At 62.1% G+C, this 21445-nt stretch carries 17 protein-coding genes; 4 read left to right on the plus strand and 13 right to left on the minus strand.

Annotated features, from left to right (window positions below; translation table 11 throughout):
* The first annotated feature begins 2 nt into the window (after positions 1 to 2).
* From addB to trxA, 3 genes are all read left to right on the plus strand, one after another.
* A complete protein-coding gene (addB, locus tag LQK84_RS17025; protein WP_230829927.1) occupies positions 3 to 3194 on the plus strand; it encodes a double-strand break repair protein AddB in 3192 nt (1063 codons plus the stop codon).
* Positions 3187 to 6750 carry a double-strand break repair helicase AddA gene (gene addA, locus LQK84_RS17030; protein ID WP_230829928.1) on the plus strand — a complete coding sequence of 1188 codons (3564 nt, stop codon included), beginning with the start codon at positions 3187 to 3189 and terminating at the stop codon, positions 6748 to 6750. Before addB ends, addA begins: the two co-directional genes overlap by 8 nt.
* 84 nt (positions 6751 to 6834) lie before the next feature.
* Positions 6835 to 7155 (plus strand): thioredoxin, encoded by a 321-nt coding sequence (gene trxA, locus LQK84_RS17035; RefSeq protein ID WP_230829929.1) that lies wholly within the window; start codon positions 6835 to 6837, stop codon positions 7153 to 7155.
* Positions 7156 to 7205: 50 nt separating this feature from the next.
* Here trxA and LQK84_RS17040 read toward each other — a convergent pair whose 3' ends face one another.
* From LQK84_RS17040 to LQK84_RS17075, 8 genes are all read right to left on the minus strand, one after another.
* Complete coding sequence (locus LQK84_RS17040; RefSeq protein WP_230830066.1) at positions 7206 to 8501, minus strand: bifunctional folylpolyglutamate synthase/dihydrofolate synthase; 1296 nt, start codon at positions 8499 to 8501, stop codon at positions 7206 to 7208.
* Positions 8502 to 8547: 46 nt separating this feature from the next.
* Positions 8548 to 9414, minus strand: a complete 867-nt coding sequence (accD, locus tag LQK84_RS17045) for an acetyl-CoA carboxylase, carboxyltransferase subunit beta (RefSeq protein ID WP_230829930.1) — start codon at positions 9412 to 9414, stop codon at positions 8548 to 8550.
* Between the two features lie 32 nt (positions 9415 to 9446).
* Entirely contained in the window at positions 9447 to 10286 is an 840-nt protein-coding gene (gene trpA, locus LQK84_RS17050) for a tryptophan synthase subunit alpha (protein ID WP_230829931.1), read from the minus strand.
* A 5-nt stretch (positions 10287 to 10291) separates the two neighbouring features.
* The gene (gene trpB, locus LQK84_RS17055; protein ID WP_230829932.1) at positions 10292 to 11512 is read right to left on the minus strand and encodes a tryptophan synthase subunit beta; all 1221 of its coding nucleotides are present in this window, start codon (positions 11510 to 11512) and stop codon (positions 10292 to 10294) included.
* Complete coding sequence (locus tag LQK84_RS17060) at positions 11509 to 12183, minus strand: phosphoribosylanthranilate isomerase (protein WP_230829933.1); 675 nt, start codon at positions 12181 to 12183, stop codon at positions 11509 to 11511. The genes trpB and LQK84_RS17060 overlap by 4 nt, the downstream gene beginning before the upstream one ends.
* Positions 12184 to 12281: 98 nt before the next feature.
* The gene (locus LQK84_RS17065) at positions 12282 to 13022 is read right to left on the minus strand and encodes a M48 family metallopeptidase (RefSeq protein WP_230829934.1); all 741 of its coding nucleotides are present in this window, start codon (positions 13020 to 13022) and stop codon (positions 12282 to 12284) included.
* Positions 13023 to 13132: 110 nt separating this feature from the next.
* Positions 13133 to 13564 carry a DUF2852 domain-containing protein gene (locus LQK84_RS17070; RefSeq protein WP_230829935.1) on the minus strand — a complete coding sequence of 144 codons (432 nt, stop codon included), beginning with the start codon at positions 13562 to 13564 and terminating at the stop codon, positions 13133 to 13135.
* Positions 13565 to 13709: 145 nt separating this feature from the next.
* Positions 13710 to 15008, minus strand: a complete 1299-nt coding sequence (locus LQK84_RS17075) for a polyhydroxyalkanoate depolymerase (RefSeq protein WP_230829936.1) — start codon at positions 15006 to 15008, stop codon at positions 13710 to 13712.
* 345 nt (positions 15009 to 15353) lie between these two features.
* On the opposite strand from LQK84_RS17075, the gene LQK84_RS17080 reads away from it, so the two are divergent.
* Positions 15354 to 15935 carry a nitroreductase family protein gene (locus LQK84_RS17080; protein WP_230829937.1) on the plus strand — a complete coding sequence of 194 codons (582 nt, stop codon included), beginning with the start codon at positions 15354 to 15356 and terminating at the stop codon, positions 15933 to 15935.
* Positions 15936 to 16030: 95 nt separating this feature from the next.
* Here the strand turns inward: LQK84_RS17080 and gyrB are convergent, their stop codons facing one another.
* From gyrB to LQK84_RS17105, 5 genes are all read right to left on the minus strand, one after another.
* Complete coding sequence (gyrB, locus tag LQK84_RS17085; RefSeq protein WP_230829938.1) at positions 16031 to 18469, minus strand: DNA topoisomerase (ATP-hydrolyzing) subunit B; 2439 nt, start codon at positions 18467 to 18469, stop codon at positions 16031 to 16033.
* A 208-nt stretch (positions 18470 to 18677) separates the two neighbouring features.
* Positions 18678 to 19046 (minus strand): helix-turn-helix domain-containing protein, encoded by a 369-nt coding sequence (locus tag LQK84_RS17090; protein WP_230829939.1) that lies wholly within the window; start codon positions 19044 to 19046, stop codon positions 18678 to 18680.
* Positions 19043 to 19597 carry a Smr/MutS family protein gene (locus tag LQK84_RS17095; RefSeq protein WP_230829940.1) on the minus strand — a complete coding sequence of 185 codons (555 nt, stop codon included), beginning with the start codon at positions 19595 to 19597 and terminating at the stop codon, positions 19043 to 19045. The genes LQK84_RS17090 and LQK84_RS17095 overlap by 4 nt, the downstream gene beginning before the upstream one ends.
* A 1-nt stretch (position 19598) precedes the next feature.
* The gene (gene mltA, locus LQK84_RS17100) at positions 19599 to 20708 is read right to left on the minus strand and encodes a murein transglycosylase A (RefSeq protein WP_230829941.1); all 1110 of its coding nucleotides are present in this window, start codon (positions 20706 to 20708) and stop codon (positions 19599 to 19601) included.
* Positions 20708 to 21406: a Tim44/TimA family putative adaptor protein gene (locus LQK84_RS17105; RefSeq protein ID WP_230829942.1), complete on the minus strand. Its 699-nt coding sequence runs from the start codon at positions 21404 to 21406 to the stop codon at positions 20708 to 20710. Before LQK84_RS17105 ends, mltA begins: the two co-directional genes overlap by 1 nt.
* Positions 21407 to 21445 lie beyond the last annotated feature (39 nt).

Here is a 21445-nt window from a genome sequence, read left to right on the forward strand (position 1 = left end):
CCATGGCGCGGCGACAGAAGCGTGTTCTCACCATCCCGCCCGGCCCCGCCTTTCTGCGGACGCTTGCGGAGGGCATCCTCAAGGGCGAGATCGTCGGGGGCTTCGCCTTCGATCCGGACGAGCCGGAGAGGCTCGCCGACGTGACCGTCTTCGTGCCGACGCGGCGTGCTGCGCGCGTGCTGCGCTCGGAGTTCGCGCTGCTGCTCAGGCACGGCTCCGCCATTTTGCCAACCATCCGCCCGCTCGGCGAAACCGATGACGACAGCGGCTTCTTTGAAGCGAGCCTGCCGGAGACGCTGGACCTCCTGCCCCCGATCGGCCCGGTTGCGGCAGCGCTGGAGCTGGCGCGGCTGATTACCGTGTGGCGCAACAGCCTGCCGGAAGCGGTCGTCAATTTCCATGGCGGCGCCCCGGTGATTGCGCCGGCAAGCCCGGCGGATGCGGTCTGGCTTGCCAAGGAACTGATCGCGTTGATCGGCGAGGTCGAGACCGCGGAGATCGAATGGAGCAATCTCGACAAGCTGGACACCCAAGACTATGCCTCTTGGTGGCAGCTGACACTGGAATTCCTGAAGATTGCGCATGTCTACTGGCCGGCGCGGCTTGAGGAGCTGAATGCCTCGTCCGCCTCGCGGCATCGCAATGCCATCCTGAAAGCCGAAGTCGAGCGGCTGGCAACGACGATCCACAAGGGGCCGGTCATTGTTGCTGGTTCCACCGGTTCGCTGCCGGCCACAGCCCGGCTGATCGATGCAGTGAGCCAGCTTGAGGAGGGCGCGGTGGTGCTTCCCGGGCTCGACATCGGGATGCCGGAGACACAATGGGATTGTCTTGCGCTCAATCCCGCCGCTGACGGAACAGGGATAGACCCGACCATTTTCGGCCATCCGCAATTCGGCCTCGCCCGCCTGCTCGACGAACTGCATCTGAAACGCGACGATGTCATCCCCTATGGCAGTGCGGAGCACGCCATCGATACCCGAGCACGGGCGGTTTCTCTGGCACTGGCACCGTCGGCCTCGACCCATCTCTGGCCGGAACTGAAGGCTGCGATCGGCGAAGAGGCGATGGCCGCAGCCTTCTCAGACGTGGCGCTGATCGAAGCGGCCAACGAGCGGCTGGAGGCGACGGGTATTGCGGTGGCGCTGAAACTGGCGCTCGATACATCGCAATCCGAAGACAGCCAGGTGGCGCTGATCACCCCGGACCGCGGACTGGCACGACGGGTTGTCGCCGAGCTCGAACGCTTTGGTATCGAGGCCGACGACAGTGCCGGTACGCCGCTGAACGCGACACCGCAGGGGACGCTGCTGAAGCTGCTGGTCGAATCGACCCTGTTTCCCGGCGACCCAGTGCCGATCGTGTCGCTGCTGAAGCATCCGCTGACCCGGCTCGGATTACCGGCAGAGACGATCGCGAAGGCGGCACGCCTGCTGGAAGTCCACGCCTTGCGCGGCGGCACGGGCGCGGTCGATATTTCAACGCTCGCACCCCTCCTGCAAGCCCAGACGGAGCGCGCCGCCGCGTCGCATCATGAGCCAGCCTGGCGGGCGAAGCTCTCGGCAAGCGACCTTACGCTCGCGCTCGACGTTGCGGACAGGATGGCTGCGGCGGTCGAGCCTCTTGTCGAGGCGCTGGTGCGGCGCATGCCGGGGCAAGGGCTGACGATCACCCGCGGCACGGGCGAATGGGCCGAGCGGACCGGGCGTGCGCTGGAGGCGCTTGTCGCAGACGAGGCCGGCGACGTCTCGTCGCTATGGACGGGCGAAGCCGGCGAGGCGCTCGCCGATCTGCTCTCCGGGGTGATGGAGGCGCCGGGTGGTCTGGCGCTCACCGGGCCAGACTGGGCGGGCGTGCTCGATGCGCTGGTTTCCGGCGTCGCGGTCAAGCCGCGCGCGATGAGCCATCCGCGCGTCTTCATCTGGGGCACGCAGGAAGCACGCCTCCAGCATGTCGATACGATTGTTCTTGGCGGCATGAACGAGGGCGCCTGGCCGCAGCAGGCCGGCACGAACCCGTTTCTGTCGCGCATCATGAAGATCCGGATGGGACTTGAGCCGCCGGAACGGCGTGCAGGCCAGATCGCCCATGACTTCCAGATGGCAAGCGGCATGCCCAATGTCATCTATTCGCGGGCTTTGCGGTCCGGCAGCGCGCCCTCCGTCGCCTCGCGTTTTCTGCAGCGCCTGACCGCCATTGCCGGTCCCGCCCTGACGCAACAGATGCGCGAACGCGGAGACTATTATCTGCGCTGTGCGGCACTGATCGATGAAGGCGAACGGGAGCCTTTGGCGCAGCGACCCGAGCCGCGGCCGGACGCCGCCCTTATCCCAGATCGCTATTCCTTCTCCGAGGCAGGCAAGCTCCGGCGCGACCCATATTCCGTCTATGCCCGACGCATTCTCCGCCTCGATCCAGTCGATCCGTTCAATGCCGATCCGGGTCCGGCAGAGCGCGGCACGCTTTACCATGCGATCATCGAATCCTTTGTCGGGGAAAGGATCGACCCGAACAGCGAAACCGCCGCCGCCGCGATGACAGATCTGGCCGACCGTGCCTTTGCCGAGGCAGACCTGCCCGCCCATATCGAGGCGACGTGGCGACCGCGCTTTGATGAAACGGCGCGAGCCTTTCTCGATTGGGAAAAGAAACGCCAGGCGGAACTTCGCCATTCCTTCACCGAAGCGAAAGCGGCGATGGACCTCCCCGGTGGCTTTCTGCTCACCGGCTTTGCCGACCGGATCGATATCACCCGCGGCGGTGTGGCCGATATCATCGACTACAAGACCGGCAGCTCGCCCTCGCTGAAACAGGCCCGCACGCTGATCGACCCGCAGCTGGCGCTGGAAGCTGCCGCCCTGCAGGCGGGGGGCTTTGCCGATGTCGGCGCGCGCGAACCCGGCGATCTCATCTATGTGCGCCTTCGCCCCGGCGACCGCTTCAAGACGGAGACCATCAACGGCGATCCGGCAAGTTCGCGATCGAAGACACCGTCCAAGACCTCCGCACAGCTGGCGGAGGATGCGGCGCGCGAACTCGTCAAGCTGCTGACCATGCTGAAGACCGGCAAGCGCGGCTTTCTCTCCCGCGTATTGCCGGAGACTGCGGCGTTTGCCGGAGACTATGACCACCTCGCCCGCGTTGCCGAATGGGCCTCCGGCGAAGACAATGACGAGGGGGACGCCGATGCCTGATCCGATCACCGAGCCGATGCCCTCGGATCCGCGCGACGCGATCGGCTGGACGACGCGGCGCCAGGGGCTAGCGTCGGATCCGACAGCACTTGCCTGGGTGTCGGCCAATGCCGGCTCGGGCAAGACACATGTGCTGACGCAGCGCGTGATCCGCCTGCTTCTTGCCGGTGCGCGGCCGTCGGCCATCCTCTGCCTCACCTATACCAAGGCGGCCGCCTCCGAAATGTCGAACCGCGTCTTCCGGACGTTGTCGAAATGGGCGCTGCTGGATGACGCAACACTCTCCCGCGAGATCGAGGTGATGGAAGGCAAGGCACCCAGCCTTGTCATGCTCGCTGAAGCGCGGCGGCTCTTTGCCCGGGCGCTGGAAACGCCCGGCGGGCTGAAGATCCAGACGATCCACGCCTTCTCCGAGGCGCTGCTGCATCAGTTTCCGCTGGAGGCCAATGTCGCCGGGCACTTCACCGTACTCGACGAGCGTGCCGCGTCCGATCTGATTGCAGACGTCCGGCGAAACCTGCTGGTCGCCGCAACAGCCGAAGACGATGCCGAGCTTGCTTCTGCCTTTGCGACCGTGATGGACTATGGGTCGGATAGCGGGCTTGAAACGCTGATCGGCGAAATCGTCTCGCAGCGCAGTCTGCTGACCGAAAGCCTGCGCGGCGCGCGCGATGGCAGCTACGGACGCGTGCTTCGTCGCAAGCTCGGTCTGGCCGAACACTATACGCGGGATGTCGGACAGGCGGCACTCGGCGAATTACCCGGATTCAGCGGCCCTGATGCTACGGCATACTTGGAGTTTGGACGGCAGGCTGGCGGCGCGAAGGTTCTGGAAAGCGTCGAGCGGCTGGCAAGTGTTCTGACCGAGACCGATCCCCACAAGCGTCTTGAGGCCATTCGCGCCTTTGCCTACACCCAGACCGGATCGCCGCGCGGCAACCAGGCCTTCTACAACGCGGCGATGCTGAAGCAGGACCCGACGCTGGAGCAACGCGTCGCCGACATGATAGCCCATGTCAGCGAACATCTGGATGCACTTCGCAAGCTTGATCTGCTGGAGGCGAGCACTGCAGCACTGATGATTGCCGAGCGTCTGGTGCATGACTACGAAGACCTCAAGCGCCGGCTCGGCTATATGGACTTCGAGGATCTGATTTCGCGCGCGGCAACGCTTCTGACCCGCAGCGATGCCGGACCGTGGATCCATTACAAGCTGGACCAGGGCATCGACCATATTCTGGTCGATGAAGCGCAGGACACGAGCCCCGTTCAGTGGCGCATCATCCGCGCTCTGTCGGAGGAATTTTTCGCCGGCAAATCCGCACGCAACGTCTATCGCACGCTGTTTGCGGTGGGCGACGAAAAACAGTCGATCTATTCGTTCCAGGGCGCCCGGCCGGAAAAGCTGGCGAGTGAAGGCCGGCATGCGAGGGCCATGGCCGAGGCGGCGGAACTGGAATTCCGTCCCATCCGCCTGCCGCTTTCCTTCCGCTCGACGAGCCATGTGCTGAGCGCCGTGGACCAGGTGTTTTCGACCCCTGAGAACCGGCGCGGGCTTGGTGAAGGCGACGATGCGGTCGTGCATCAGTCGAGCCGCATAGGTCATCCGGGCCTTACCGAAGTCTGGGAGATGATCGCGCCCGCCGACAGCGTCGAAGAGGACGACTGGACGCTGCCCTTCGACGCGACGCCGGAAACCACGCCGCCCGCCATCCTTGCGCGGCGCATTGCCGATACGATTGCGGGATGGATCGGTCGTGAAACGATTGTCGAGGATGGCAAGGCGCGGCCCATCCGGCCGGGCGACATTCTGGTTCTAGTGCGCAAGCGCGACGGCTTCGTCAATGCGCTGACGCGCGCGCTGAAATCGCGAAACGGAATTCCGGTGGGTGGCGCGGACCGCCTCGTCCTCACCCGTCATATCGCCATCCAGGACCTCATGGCCGTTGGCCGTTTCATGCTTTTGCCGGATGACGATCTGTCTCTCGCGGCATTGAGCAAATCCCCGCTGATGGGTCTTTCCGAGGAAGACCTGATGCTGGCGGCGGCCGGTCGAGACAAGCGGGAAAGCCTGTGGCAGCGCTTTCGGACCCTGGCCGGCGATGGAAACGCTCTGTTCTCCGAAGCCGTCGATCTGATCGAGACCTGGCGACGACTGGCCGACAGGCAAAACCCGTTCGACTTCTTTTCCCGGATTCTCGGCCCCATGGGCGGGCGGCGCAAGTTCTTTGCGCGCCTTGGTACCGAGGTGACCGATGTGCTGGACGAGTTTCTGGCGCTGGCGCTCGACCATGGAGCCAAGGGTCTGCCCGGCATGCAATCCTTCATCTCGGCGCTGGAGCTTGATCCGCCCACCGTCAAGCGTGAGCAGGACAAGGGGCGTGACGAGGTGCGGATCATGACGGTTCATGCGTCCAAGGGGCTCGAAGCGCCGATCGTCTTTCTCGTCGATGACGGCAGCGCGCCGTTCAACGCCAATCACATGCCGAAGCTTCGGATCATCGAACAGGGCGAGGACCAGCCGCCTCTTCCGGTCTGGCTGCCGGATTCATCGCTGGGCGTCTCACTGACGGAGGACGACGCGGCGCGGCGCAAGGGGCTGGCGGAAGAGGAATATCGCCGGCTTCTCTATGTCGGCATGACGCGTGCGGCCGATCGGCTGATCATCTGTGGCCATCGCAAGAAGCGCGAGATTGCCGATTGCTGGCACAAGCTCGTCTGGTCGACGCTCGCGGCCGATGAAAAACGCTGCCGCGAGACGGTTTTCAAGACCCGGACCGAGGAGTGGAACGGCCTTGTCTGGACGTCCGGCGAAACTCTTCGCGATCTGGAGCGCCACGGCGAACTGGCCCGCACGGCAGGCGAATTCCACCTGCCCGCCTCGCTCCTGAAGCCCCTGCCGCAACAGGCCCGCCTGCCCCGTCCGCTCAGCCCCTCGGGCGCTGCGGCAGAGCTCGAAGGCGTCGGCCCGCGTCCGGCGCCGGGTTCCCAGCTGTTCGACGAGGCGGAGAAGGCGAGCTTTGCCATCAAGCGCGGCAAGATGATCCATCGGCTGTTCCAGGTTCTGCCCGACATCGCGATCTCTGAACGGAAGACCGCGGCCGAGCGCTATCTTTCGCGCGCAGCAGCCGACTGGCGCGACGAGGATCGGCAGCTCGCGTTGGAGCAGGTCTTTGCCATTCTGGACAATCCGGATTTTGCCAGCCTCTTCGGCGCGACAGCCCGGGCCGAGGCCAATCTCATGGGTGTTCTGGCCACTGCAGAGCGGCAGTTTTCCGTCGCCGGGCGGATCGACCGGCTCTCCGTCGAGAAGGATCGGGTGATTATCGCCGATTTCAAGACGGATCGCGCTCCGCCGAAGCGGCTTGAGGAGATCTCGCGACCCTATGTTGCACAGCTTGCGATCTATCGCGAAATCCTGCGCCCGCTCTATCCCGACCGGGCGATCGAATGCCGGCTGATCTTCACCACATCCGGCGACGGCTTCTGCCTGTCGGCCGCGATGCTCGACGATGCGCTGGCGGAACTCGGCCTTTTCGGCGCGCGCGTCGTTTAAACGGCGAGCGTGCAGGAAAGGGATTGAATTATCTGCATGCAAGCATACATGATGGAATAACTAGATTCGTTCAGGAGTTTCCCCATGGGCACCGTCAAGGTCGATAATGCCAATTTCCAGACCGAGGTTCTGCAGTCCGCCGAGCCGGTCGTCGTTGATTTCTGGGCCGAATGGTGCGGCCCCTGCCGCATGATCGCGCCGGCTCTCGAAGAGCTGTCGACGGAACTCGCCGGCAAGGTGAAGATCGCCAAGATCAATGTGGATGAAAACCCGGAAATCGCAGCGCGCTTCGGCGTTCGCGGCATTCCGATGCTCGCCATGTTCAAGGGCGGCGAACTCGCCGACCAGCTGACCGGCGCACGCCCGAAGTCGCAGCTGTCGGCATGGATCAACGGCGCTGCCTGATTTCGGCAACGATGTGAATTGCAAGAGGCCCGGCTTAGACCGGGCCTTTTTTATTGGGGTGGCGTACCGTTGTCCCTGAGCACCGAGCCGGCGAGATAGAGTGAACCGCCGATGAGGATGCGTGGGGGTTCCTCTCCAGGCTCGCCCAGACTGGCGATTTCTCTCAACGCCTCCTCGACCGAGGACCGCGGGCGGGCCATGAGGCCGGCATTCTGCGCATCGGTTGCGAGCGCCACCGGATCGACGCTTGCCTCGGACTGATCGACAGGGACGGTGAAGACGGTCTCGACCAGATCGGTAAATGCGCGGAAATAGCCGGTGGCATCCTTGGTGTTGATCATGCCGGCTATCATGAAAAGTGGGCGCGACTGCTTTTCTTCCAGCTCGGCAAGCGCTTCCGCGATGACGACGCCGGCACCCGGATTGTGCCCGCCATCGAGCCAGATTTCGGACCCCGCCGGCGCGAAGCCGGAAAGCCGGCCCTCTGGCAGTCGCTGCATGCGGGCAGGCCATTCAACGGATTTGAGGGCGCGGGCGATGGTCGCGTCGTCCAATTCGAAGCCTGCCGCCTTGACGCCGCGAATGGCGGCAGCAGCATTGCCATATTGGTGGCGGCCTGGAAGCCGCGGTAGCGGCAGATCGGAAAGGCCGAATTCATCCTGATAGACCAGGCGACCGAATTCCTCGAAGGCGAGATAGTCCTGGCCGAAAACCGAATGCGGGCAGCCGAGACGCTCCGCGGTCTCGACCAGAACGTCGAGCGCCGGGCTTTCGGCCTGATAGCCGATCACGACCGGGCGGCCGCGCTTCATGATGCCGGCCTTCTCGGCGGCGATCAGCTCCACACGATCACCGAGATAGGCGACATGGTCGAGCGAAATGGAGGTAATGATGCAGGCCGCAGGGCCCTCGATCACGTTGGTCGCATCAAAACGACCGCCAAGCCCGACTTCAACAATAGCAGCGTCTGCCGGGTGCTCGGCGAAAAGCACGAACATGACCGCGGTCAGGATTTCGAAGACGGTGATATATTCGCCCGCATTGGCATCGCCGACGCGACGAATGGCATGAGCCAGCGTCTCGTCATCGACAAACTCCCCCCGTCCGCCCTTGCGGCCAAGCCGATAGCGTTCATGCCAGCTGACGAGATGCGGCGAGGTATGGACGTGGACGGACAGACCCTTGCTTTCCAGCAGGGCCTTGCAGAAGGCGGAGGTCGACCCTTTGCCGTTCGTGCCGGCAATGTGAATGACCGGCGGGAGGCGTTTTTCGGGATTGCCCAGCCGATCAAGAAGACGGCGGATTCGACCCAGTGAGAGATCGAAACCCTTCGGATGAAGGGTCATCAACTTGTCGATTTCCAGCGCGGCTTTGCTCACGGGGGTGATTTTCTCAAGCCGCCTTGGATTTCACGCCTTCAGCCAGCATCGAGAGAATGCGGCCGATCGTTTCCGGGATCTTGTGGCGGTGCAGGACCATGTCGACCATGCCGTGCTGGTAGAGATATTCCGCCGTCTGGAAGCCCTCGGGCAGCTTTTCGCGGATGGTCTGTTCGATGACGCGGCGGCCAGCGAAACCAATGAGAGCGCCGGGCTCGGCGATATGGATGTCGCCCAGCATGGCGTAGGAGGCCGTCACGCCGCCGGTCGTCGGGTTCGTCAGAACGACGATGTAGGGAAGACCAGCTTCCTTCAGCATTTCAACGGCAACCGTCGTGCGCGGCAGCTGCATCAGCGAGAGAATGCCTTCCTGCATGCGCGCGCCGCCGGACGCAGGGAACATGACGAGCGGGCACTTTTCGGCAATTGCCTTTTCGAAGGCTGCGATGATCGCTTCGCCGGCAGCGGTGCCGAGCGAGCCGCCCATGAATTCAAACTCATGGACAACGCCAACGGCCTTGACGCCCTGGATCGTGCCGACGCCGGCAAGGATCGTGTCCTCAAGCTCGGTCTTGGCGCGGCTGTCCTTGAGGCGGTCGCTGTATTTCTTGGAATCGCGGAACTTCAGCGGGTCCTGCGCCACCTTCGGCTGCGACATCAGATCATACTGGCCGTTGTCGAACAGCCAGGCGAGACGCGCCTTGCCGGGCATCTTCATGTGGTGGCCGGATGCGGGGATCACCCACTGGTTTTCTTCGAGATCCTTGTGAAAGACCATCTCGCCCGTTTCCGGGCACTTGATCCAGAGGTTTTCCGGAACTTCGCGGCGGCCGAGCATCGAGTTGATGCGCGGGCGAACATAATTGGTCAGCCAGTTCATGGGCCTAAACTCCTTGTGCTGGTCTTTGCCTGTTATTCGGCGGCCTTGAGACGCGCTGCATGCACGCCCGTGGACAGGCCGCTGACAAGTGTTTCAACGCTCGGCACGGTATCGGCCGTGGCCGCACCATCCTTGGTCAGGCTGCCGGCAATCTGATTGACGATGGCCGTGCCGACGACAACGCCATCGGCGGACGCGCCAATGAGGCGGGCGTGTTCGGCCGTCTTGACGCCGAAGCCGACGCAGATCGGCAGATCGGTGTGTCCCTTGATGCGGGCGACTGCGCCTGCGATCAGCGACGGATCCGGCAGGGCCGAACCGGTGATGCCGTTCATCGAGACGTAATAGACGAAGCCGGATGAGTTCTGGAGAACGCGCGGCAGGCGCTTGTTGTCCGTCGTCGGCGTGGTGAGCCGGATGAAATTGATGCCACGGGCAACCGCCGGGATGCAAAGCTCGTCATCCATTTCGGCCGGAAGATCGACGACGATCAAGCCGTCAATGCCAGCTTCAACAGCCGCGTCGAGAAAGCGCTCGACGCCGTAGATATAGATCGGATTGTAATAGCCCATCAGAACGATCGGCGTATCCTGATCCGTCTCGCGGAAGCGGCGGGCCATGTCGATCGTCTTGTGAAGGTTCTGGCCACCCTTCAGCGCGCGCTGGCCGGCCATCTGGATCGCCGGGCCATCGGCCATCGGATCGGAGAAGGGCATGCCTAGCTCGATCACGTCAGCGCCGGCCTTGGGCAGCGCCTGCATGATCTTCATCGAGGTATCGAAATCGGGATCGCCAGCCATGAAATAGGTGACGAGGGCCGGACGGCCTTCGGCTTTCAGGTCGGCAAAGCGTTTGTCCATACGTGCGGTCATGACGATCAGAGCCCCATTCCGAGAATCTTGCCAACGGTGAAGATGTCCTTGTCGCCGCGGCCACAGAGGTTCATCAGGATGATCTGGTCCTTGTCCATCTTCGGCGCGCGCTTGATGACTTCGGCAAGCGCGTGGCTCGGCTCGAGTGCCGGGATGATGCCCTCGGTGCGGGTCAGCATCTGGAAGGCATCCAGCGCTTCATTGTCCATGATCGGAACATATTCGACGCGGCCGGTATCCTTGAGCCAGGAATGTTCCGGGCCGATGCCGGGATAGTCGAGGCCGGCGGAGATCGAGTGACCTTCCTTGATCTGGCCATCGCTGTCCTGCAGCAGATAGGTGCGGTTGCCGTGCAGAACGCCGGGGCTGCCTGCGGTCAGCGACGCGCAATGTTCCTCACCGTCCAGACCCTTGCCGCCGGCTTCGACGCCGACGATCTTGACCGTTTCGTCATCGAGGAAGGGATGGAAGAGACCAATGGCGTTCGAACCGCCACCGACGGCAGCGACCAGCATATCGGGCAGACGGCCTTCGGCCTCCATCATCTGCTCCTTGGCTTCCTTGCCGATCACCGACTGGAACTCGCGAACGATTTCCGGATAGGGATGCGGGCCGGCGGCCGTGCCGATGATGTAATAGGTGTCGTCGACATTCGTGACCCAGTCGCGCAACGCCTCGTTCATGGCGTCCTTCAGCGTGCCGTGGCCGGACGACACCGGCTTCACTTCAGCACCGAGCAACTTCATGCGGAAAACGTTAGGGGCCTGACGCTCGACATCGGTCGCGCCCATATAGACAACGCAAGGAAAGCCGAATCGGGCGGCAACGGTGGCAGACGCAACACCATGCTGGCCGGCACCGGTTTCCGCGATGATGCGCTTCTTGCCCATGCGCTTGGCCAGCAGGATCTGGCCGATGCAATTGTTGATCTTGTGCGAACCCGTGTGGTTCAGCTCGTCGCGCTTGAAATAGATCTTCGCGCCGCCAAGCTCGGCGGTCAGGCGCTCGGCGAAATAAAGTGGGCTCGGGCGGCCGATATAGTGCTTGCCGAGATGGGCAAGCTCCGCCTGAAATTCCGGATCGTCCTTGGCCTTCTTGAACTCGGCCTCGAGATCGAGGATCAGCGGCATCAGCGTTTCGGCCACAAAGCGGCCGCCGTAGATGCCGAAACGACCGTCCTCATCGGGACCGGCGCGGAAAGAATTCAGCTTTGGCGTCTCGTTCACATCAAACTCCCAGGAGCCTTGCGCATGGCAATCGCGCGTTCGGCCGCATCGAAAAACTCGTTCATCTTATCCAGGTCCTTCACGCCGGGAGCGCTCTCGACACCTGAGGAAACATCTATGCCGGTGCAACGGGTGCGCAGAATGGCGTCCGCCACGTTGTCCTTGTTGAGGCCACCGGAAAGCATGTAATCGCAGTCGGCGTCAAGCGCATCAAGCAGCGACCAGTCGAAGGAAACCCCGTTGCCGCCGGGCAATTGCGAGCCCGCCGGCGCCTTGGCGTCAAAGAGGAAGCGATCGGCTACCCCTATATAGGGATCGATCCGGTCGAGATCATGGGCATCGCGGATGGAAAATGCCTTCATGACCGGGCGATTATAGAAAGCCTTGACCCGCAGGATCTCTTCGAAGGTCTCGTGACCATGAAGCTGGAGGATATCCGGCTTCAGCTGATCGACGATTTCATCGAGAAAATCGCTGTCGGCATCGACCGTCACGGACACGATCTTCGCCTTGCCGCGTATAGCGTCCGCCAGACGCGCCGCGTCCATCGGCTCGACATAGCGCGGGCTCTTGGCAAAGAAGATGAAACCGATATGCGTCGCGCCGCGGCGGACAGCCAGTTCCACCGCCTCGGGCGTCTTGAGACCACAGATCTTGATCGAGAATGTCATGGCTGTTGGCACTCGCATGAAACGGGAAAAGAGTCGAGCCAAATTGCGTTATGGACTGATCGCGTTGCGGCAATGGATGGAAATCAGGGCGATCTTTTTCAGCTGAAATCAATCGCGTGCAGAGCGGAACCGTGACGTTTCAGCCAGGCTTTGGCATCCTTGGTTCCGGGGCAAAGCTTCTCGCAGAGCGCCCAGAAGCGCGGACCATGGTTCATCTCGGTCAGATGCGCCACTTCGTGCGCTGCGAGATAATCGATGACATTCGGCGGAGCCATGACGATGCGCCAGGAGAAGCTCAGGTTGCCATCATGTGTGCACGAGCCCCAGCGGCTTTTCGTGTCCTTCATGCTGATCGAGGAAATCCGCTTGCCGCTGATGCGGGCGTGATAATGCGCCAGCTCTTCGAGATCGCGGCGGGCTTCCTTCTTGAGAAAGTCCGACAGCCGCCGGCCGATATGCTGCGGCTCGCCGCTGACCAGCAGAACCGGCTCGCCATCAATTGCGGATTTCTGGGTCAGGCCGCGGAGCTTGCCGGTCGACACGATGCGATGGCTGACGCCGCGCAGCATGATCTGCCCGCCCTCGCCCAAGCCCCCCTCGCTCGGAAGGTTGGCAAGGCGCGAGGCGAGCCAGCCGTGATGGCGCTGCAGGAAATCCTCGACATCGCGGATCGGCACGCCGAGCGGCACGGTCATCTTCAGCGCGCGCCCACCCGGCTCGATGCGCAGCGTCAGCCGGGTCGCACGGCGGTCGCTGCGGATCGTCAGCGGAATGGCGCGGCCGGCGACACTGACCGTCCGTTGCTGCGGCTCTGCGGGTTTTGTTCGTCTGAAAAACATCGCGGTCTTTGGGTTGTGGTCGCCGCATCCGTAGCCGATTCGGCAGGCCTTCCGGCACGAAAAAACCGGCCTTCTCGTGAAAGGCCGGTTGTTGCTATCCCGTCAGCGGATCAGTTGCCGGTCGTTCCGGCAGCATTGCCGCTGTTGCGGGCGCCGCGATCACGCATGAAGCGGGAGAATTCCTCCTGATCCTTCGCACGGCGGAGCTCGCTCAGATATTCATCGAATTCGGCGCGTGCCTCGTCGAGCTTGCGGCGTTCGTTTTCGATCCGCTCCAGCTCCTGACGACGCCAGTCGTCAAAAGCGGCATTGCCGGTGCCGGTGTACTGGCTGAAGCCCTTGCCGCCAGTATAGCGGCGCATGGTCTCGAAGCCGCGATCGACGGTGGCGTTGGCCTCGCGCTTGAATTCATGCAAACGGTCGCCGAACAGGATATAGGCGAGCATCGCAAGGCCGAGCGGCCAGAAGATCACAAAACCCAATACCATGAGCGCGATGGTCGCCGGATTCCATTCCGGACGGATCCAGGCTGACTGGTTCATTGAAGAAACCTCGTTTTTCAAGGAGACCGCCCTATGCGATCTCACTGATTACGAAGTGGGAAAGGCCCGGATCGCTTTCAAGACGACCCGGGCCAAAACCGGATAAGCGCTGCGAAACGCTCAAGGATTTCAATCGAAATCGATGTCAGGTGGCTGACTTGCGGGCAAAGCGGCCCTTGACCACGCGCGGTTCCTCAACCGTCTGGCCCCGATTTTCGACCGCATTGTCCTTCATAAAGGTCAGGATGCGCGGTGCGATCTCGCGACGGAAGCGGGAGCCATTGAAGACGCCATAGTGACCGACATCGGGCTGCATGTAGTGCATGCGCATATTGTCGGGGATCGAGGAGCAGAGAGTCTGCGCTGCCGCCGTCTGGCCGACGCCGGAAATGTCGTCATTCTCGCCCTCGACCGTCATGAGCGCGGTCTTGGTGATCGCCTTCAGATCGATCAGGCGGCCGCGATGGGTCATTTCCCCCTTCGGCAGGGCATGACGGATGAAGACGGTATCCACCGTCTGGAGATAGAATTCGGCAGTGAGATCCATCACGGCGAGATATTCGTCGTAGAACTCGCGGTGCTTCTCGGCCGGCTCGCCGTCGTTCTTGACCAGATGGAAGAAGAAATCCTTCTGCGCGTTCACGTGACGATCAAGGTTCATCGACATGAAGCCCGACAATTGCAGGAAGCCCGGATAGACGAGACGCATGGCGCCCGGCTGCGGCCACGGAACCTGCATGATGACATTGTCAGCGAACCATTCGATCGGCTTCTTTTCCGCCAGCCGGTTGACGGCGGTCGGGTTGCTGCGCGTATCGATCGGCCCGCCCATCAGCGTCATGGAGGCCGGCATGTTCGGATCCTCATCCATCGCCATGACGGCGGCAGCCGCCAGAACAGGAACGGAGGGCTGGCAGACGGCCATCAGATGCGTATCAGGCCCAAGATGCCGGATCATCTCGATGACGTAGTCGATATAGTCGTCCAGATCGAACGTCCCGTCCTGGAGCGGCACCATGCGCGCATCCACCCAATCGGTGATGTAAACATCGGCATGCGGCAGCATGGTCTCGACCGTACCGCGCAGAAGCGTTGCATAGTGGCCGGACATGGGCGCGACCATCAGCAGTTTCGGCCCCCGCTCCGCACCCGGCGGCAGAACGCGCTCGAAATGCAGGAGATTGCAGAAGGGTTTCGACCAGACGATCTTCTCGTGAACCGAAACTTCCTCGCCGTTGATGACGGTCAGCGGCAGGCCGAATTCCGGTTTGCCGTAGCGGCGCGTGGCACGCTCGAAGACTTCGAAGCCGGCAGCCATCGCCCGGCCGTAAGCCGTATGCGAAAGAGGATTGAAGGGATTTCTGTAAGCGACGCGCATGGCGTCAGCAGCAGCTCTCCATGGGGCCATGACCGCATGGTTGAATTCATACATCTGATAGAACATCAGCAGAGCCTTTCTGGCCGGATTGCAGATGTCATAACGCACTGCACCGGACTATTGTTCGACCCTAGCACTTTTCCCTTTCCGAACAATCAAGATTATAGTCTAGGACTAGGGATGAATTGCCGCCTTTTTTCAACGAATTCAGCCAGCCACTTACAAAGCGCCACCAATGCATAGCGGCCGCTTTCCTTGAGAAATGACGAATCGGTGACATTTGTTGCGCTGCAACACTCTTCCAACTTTGCCGGATTGGCACTAATGTCCGCCTGCCTCGACCGGCCCCTCCCGCCGGACTTGCGAGGCGTTTATCAGACGTCATTCACCCCAAGACAAGGCAAGCTGAATATGTCGCGTCAGTCAGAACTTCCCGTCGATCCGCTCTTTACCGCCCGCTGGTCTCCCCGCTCTTTTGTTCCGCAAGCCATTTCCGACAAGGATCTGATGACGATCCTGGAGGCGGCCCGCTTTGCCCCTTCGGCTATGAATGCTCAGCCATGGCGCTTCGTCTACGCGCATCGTGACACCCCGGAATTCGAAAAGCTGGCCTCGGCGCTGGTCGAGTTCAACGCCATGTGGGCGACGAATGCATCGGCCCTCGTCTTCATCTTCTCGCAGAAGACCGTGACGTCGGACACCGGCGAGGAAAAGCCCTTCTACAGCCATGCCTTCGACGCGGGCGCTGCCTGGATGTCGCTTGCCCTCCAGGCACATCTGCTCGGCTATCATGCCCATGCCATGGGTGGCGTGCTGCATGACAAGGCAATGGAAATCTTCAACGTGCCTTCGTCCTTCCGTCTCGAAGTGGCAGTTGCCATCGGCACGCGCGGCGAGAAGGAAGCGCTTCCGGAACGCCTGCAGGTGCGCGAGGCTCCGAGCCCGCGCAAGCCGCTGTCCGCCATTGCCGGCAACGGCGTTTTCGTCGCCTGATCGCCTCGCGACCTCGAACAGAAACAGAAAGCCCGCCTTCGAGTGATCGAGGCGGGCTTTTCTTTGTCGGAGTCCAAGCCGGATTCCTCTACGGCTCAGATATCGAGGTTGGCGACGCTCAGCGCGTTTTCCTGGATGAAGTCGCGGCGGGGTTCGACTTCATCGCCCATGAGGCGGGAGAAGAGACCGTCGGCATCCACCGCATCCATCACCCGCACCTGCAGCAGCGAGCGGACGTTCGGATCGAGCGTCGTTTCCCAGAGCTGTTCGGCATTCATCTCGCCGAGACCCTTGTAACGCTGCATGGCGATGCCCTTGCGGCCGGCGCCGAAGATGATGTCGAGCAGCGCCCGTGGCCCGATGATTTCCGTCTCGCCTTCCTTGCGGCGCAGGACCGGCGGGATGGCGTAGATGTCCTTCAGGCGTGTATGCATCTGGTCGATATAGCGCGCATCGGCCGAGCCCATAAGCGCCATGTCGATGAGAGCCGTTTCCTTGACGCCGCGCACCATGCGTTCGAACACGAGGTTACCCTGGTCGGTCACATGGCCGGTCCAGCCGCGTTCCGTTTCTTCGGAGATCAGATCGAGACGGCGAGCGACTTCAGCAACCGTGTTTTCGGCGACAGCCCGGTTCTGGACCAGCTCGATATTCAGTGCGCCGGCAATCGCCGCCTGCTCGATGACGTTCCGGTTATAACGCGAATGCAGACCCTCGATCAGGGCACGCAGGCGCAGCGCATCGGTGACGACTTCACGCAGGTCCTGTCCGGCGCGGGCTTCGCCGCTGCCAAGCTGGAGAACCGATTCGTCCAGGCCGGCATTGATCAGGTAGTCTTCAAACGCCTTTTCGTCCTTCAGATATTGCGAGGACTTGCCACGGGTTACCTTATAGAGCGGCGGCTGGGCGATATAGAGATGGCCGCGCTCGATCAGTTCCGGCATCTGGCGGAAGAAGAAGGTGAGCAGCAGGGTACGGATGTGGGCGCCGTCGACGTCAGCATCGGTCATGATGATGATCTTGTGGTAGCGCAGCTTCTCGGCGTTGAACTCGTCCTTGCCGATCGAGGTGCCGAGCGCGGTGATCAGCGTGCCGATTTCCTGGCTCGACAGCATCTTGTCGAAGCGCGCGCGCTCGACGTTGAGGATCTTGCCTCGCAGCGGCAAGATCGCCTGGTTCTCGCGCGAACGGCCCTGCTTGGCCGAGCCGCCTGCCGAGTCACCCTCGACGAGGAAGAGTTCGGACTTGGCCGGATCGCGTTCCGAACAGTCGGCAAGCTTGCCGGGCAGCGAGGAAATGTCGAGCGCACCCTTGCGACGTGTCAGTTCGCGGGCCTTGCGGGCGGCTTCGCGGGCAGCAGCGGCTTCAACCACCTTGCCGATCAGGACCTTGGCTTCGCCCGGATGTTCCTCGAACCAACGGTTCAGCGCTTCGTTGACGAGGTTTTCGACCACGGGGCGGACTTCGGAGGAGACGAGCTTGTCCTTGGTCTGCGACGAGAATTTCGGGTCCGGCACCTTGACCGAAAGAACTGCGGTCAGGCCTTCGCGACTGTCTTCGCCAGTCAGTGTCACCTTTTCCTTTTTCAGGATACCGGAGGTCTCGGCATAGGACGTCACCTGACGCGTCAGCGCGCCACGGAAGCCGGCAAGGTGCGTGCCGCCATCGCGCTGCGGGATGTTGTTGGTGAAGCAGAGGACGTTCTCGTGGTAGCTGTCGTTCCACCACATGGCCACTTCGACCGTGATGCCGTCCTTCTCGCCCTTGATGGCGATAGGCTTCGGCACAAGCGGCTTTTTGGAACGGTCGAGATAGGCAACGAAGGCTTCGAGACCGCCGTCATAGACCAGTTCCGTTTCCCGGACATCCGAATGACGTCTGTCGGTCAGGATGATGTGAACGCCGGAATTGAGGAAGGCGAGTTCGCGCAGGCGGTGTTCCAGCGTGTCGTAGTCGAATTCGGTCTTGGTGAAGGTTTCCGTGCTCGGCAGGAAGGTGACTTCCGTGCCGGAGCGACCCTCATATGGACCCGTCACGGCAAGCGGTGCATCGGCAACGCCGTGCGTGAAGCTCATCTCGTGAACCTTGTTGTCGCGGCGAATCTTGAGCTTCAGCTTGGTCGACAACGCGTTGACCACCGAGACGCCCACGCCGTGGAGACCACCAGACACCTTGTAGGAATTCTGGTCGAACTTGCCGCCGGCATGGAGCTGCGTCATGATGACTTCAGCCGCCGAAACGCCTTCCTCGTGGTGGATGCCCGTGGGGATGCCGCGGCCGTTGTCCGTAACCGTGACCGAGCCTTCAGCATTCAGCGTCACCGTCACGCGGTCGGCATGGCCGGCCAGCGCTTCGTCGATGGCGTTGTCGACCACTTCATAGACCATGTGATGCAGGCCGGAGCCGTCATCGGTGTCGCCGATATACATGCCAGGCCGCTTGCGCACGGCATCGAGACCCTTCAGGACCTTGATGCTGTCTGCGCCATATTCCTCGGCGCTGGAAACCTGTTGGATTTCGGTATTCTCGCTCATTTAAACTTTCCCAGATGAACCGGCGACCGATGCGGCAGGCGAGCCTTTGAATAGGCACCTAATCCGCCGGTTTCGGGGCAGGACGAGCGGTCCGCCGTCATCTGCCCGAATCACCATGAATTTATCATTTCGACTATAGGCACTTTGTTGCCCAAACCAAACGCGTGGGACCGCTTTTCCCCGGAAAGCGGCAGTTTTCGGGGCTTTTTCAGGCCCGCTGCCGGGCCGCTTCGGTCAGCACGGCATCGATTGCGGAAACCGTCTCCGGATCGAGGTTTCTGATCTCATGCGCCAACCGGTTGGCCAGTGCCGTATAGGCCGCATCGAGGCCCGACGTGTCGATGACAACGCGGGGATGCGACAGTCCGGCGACGCGCATCAGGTCCTCGAGATCATCCCAGATGATGTTGAAATAGCCGGCCACACGCTGGATGAAATCGAAGCTTGGGGCACTTCTGTTGCCGTGTTCCAGCGCCGACAGATAGGCCTGCGAGACACCGAGCGCCGTTGCCATTTCCTTCTGCGTCACGCCCTTCTTGCGCCGCAGCTCGCGCATCGCCTCGCCGAAGGGGGTCATGACTTGTCCCCCGGCTTGCGGGCGAGCCTGACATAGAGAGCACCCTCGCCGCCGTGGCCGCGGCTGGCCGCTTCATAGCCCGATATCAGGAAACGAAATTCCGGCTTGGAGAACCAGAGCGGCACGGCACGCTTCAGGGCGCCTTCGCTGCCCATGGACGAACCCTTGCCGGTGATCACCAGGACGTGGCGAAGGCCGCGCTCATGCGCATGAACGAGAAAGCCCAGCAGCATGGCATGGGCTTCGCTCTGCACCAGCCCGTGAAGGTCGATGCGGGCTTCGAGCTGGAGACGACCCTTGGCGATCTTTTTCTGCACCGGCCGTTCGATGGGGTGGTGGCGATGTTCGGGCCTGGGACTGGCTGGAACGGAGGTGGTGGCGGTGTCCTTTGGACTGAAGACCGGCATGCCGCTGGCGCCTTTGGCCTGCTCGGCTTCTTCCGTTTCGAAATCCTCAAAGAACTCCATGCGTCCCGGCAAGGCGCGAACGGAGCGCGCAACCTTTCCCCAAAGGATCCGGTCTTCCGACGACATGGTCTTCTTCGTCGCCATCTCAGCAGCGCTCCGCCGCCGCTTTGGGGACGAGGATGAAGAAGTTGGCGTCGTTGCGGACCGCACCCGCAAGGTCGCCGGCCTCGGCACCCGAGCCGGTAAAGATATCGCCGCGTGCCGGCCCCAGGATCGCAGAGCCGGTGTCGAGCGCCAGCATGAGGCGACGGAAAGGTTTGCCCTCGTCCAGTCGCGTCAGGCTTTCGCTCTCGATATAAAAGGGACAGCCGAAGGTGTGGATGCTGCGGTCGACGGCGAGCGATCTGCCGGGCGTCATCTGCACCTTGGCAGCGGCCACGGGTCCAAGAGACGGATCACCGATCTCTTCCTCGCGGAAGAAGATATAGGAGCGGTTGCGCCAATAGGTCTCGTCAGCCCGGTCGGGATTGCGGGCCAGCCAGTCGCGGATCGCGCCCATGGAGATTTCTGCCGGATCGATTTCACCCGTTTCGACAAGATGGCGGCCAATGCCCGTGAAGGGATGACCGGCCTTGGCGGCATAGGTCACACGCGTGACCGATCCGTCGCGAAAGCTCAGCCGCGCTGCGCCCTGCACATGTGCAAAGAAGACATCCGCCTTCGATCGCGCCCAGGCGATCTCCAGTCCGCGCCCATCGAGATGGCCCAGATCGATCGCCTTGCGGTCGGCATATTCGGAAATCACGCCGTCCTGCAGACGCCCGAACATGTAGGAGCGATCGAGCGAAGCCGGACGGTTCTGGTCGTCAAGGTCGATCAGATCATCAGGCCGGCGATAGAAGGGGTAACGCCATGTCGCATCAGGCGTGTCCGACACCTCGACGTCCGGCTCATAGAACGCGGTTACAAAGCCGCTTCCGCCATCATCGCGACGAATGAAAAAGGGGACGAAATGAGCTTCGAAGAAGGCGCGGGCGGCTTCGGCGGAAGAGGCTCCGCCCAGCGCCTCTGCGACATCCATGGCCGGCAGGAGTTCCTCGGCCTTTATGCCGAGGGCGCCAGTGCGATAGGGCTTCTTTTCCAGAATATGCCTGCGGCATCGCCGCAGCGCTGCAATGAGTTCCCGAGGGTCGTCCCCGCCCCACCCGGCCAGATCGTTGAAGCCGCGTCTTTCGAGCGAGAAACCGGGCGTCATTACTGCTCCGATTCGGTGCCGACGAGCTTCCAGTTCGGGTCGCGCGAGCGGGTATCGCGGGCAAAGGTCCAAATATCCTTGACCTCGGCCACTTCTTCCGGATGCCCGTCGATCAGCGCGCCCTGCTTGTCATAGGTCGCAGAAATCAGCTGGCTGACGATGCGCACGGTGACCAAGGCTTCCGAACCTCTGACGACAGCGCTCAGCATGTCTGCCTTGCTGATGCCGACAAAGGTCGAGTTCATCCGCTCGCCCTTCACTTCGCGATCCTTGATCGCCGTTTCGAAGCCCTCGTAGACCTCGCGCGACAGAAGGTTCTTCAGCGAATTGCGATCGCCTTCGGCAAAGGCCATGACGATCATTTCATAAGCGGCGCGGGCGCCCTTCATGAATTCTGCCGGATTGAAGCTGGCGTCGGCATCAATGACCGAACGGATGCCCTTGTTCAGATCGCTGCCGGCGGCCGTGAACGCATCAGCCGAACCATAGGGATTGACCGGCTCGCCGGCCTCGCGACCGACCGCAACAGGTGCGGCCTTTTCAGTTGTCGGCCGAACCTCGGCCGTATCGCGGCGTGCGTAGGGATCGTGCGGCGGCTTCTCGTTGCCCGTTCTTCTCCCCAGCACGTTGCGCAGCTGAATGAAAATAACCACTGCCGCAACGAGGAAAAAAATCGTGACGATGTCGTTTGAACCCATTGGCCTATAAACCAGTTTCTCATTTATCTCTTGAGATCA

Source organism: Rhizobium sp. C4 (assembly GCF_021026315.1).
GTDB lineage: Bacteria > Pseudomonadota > Alphaproteobacteria > Rhizobiales > Rhizobiaceae > Ensifer_A.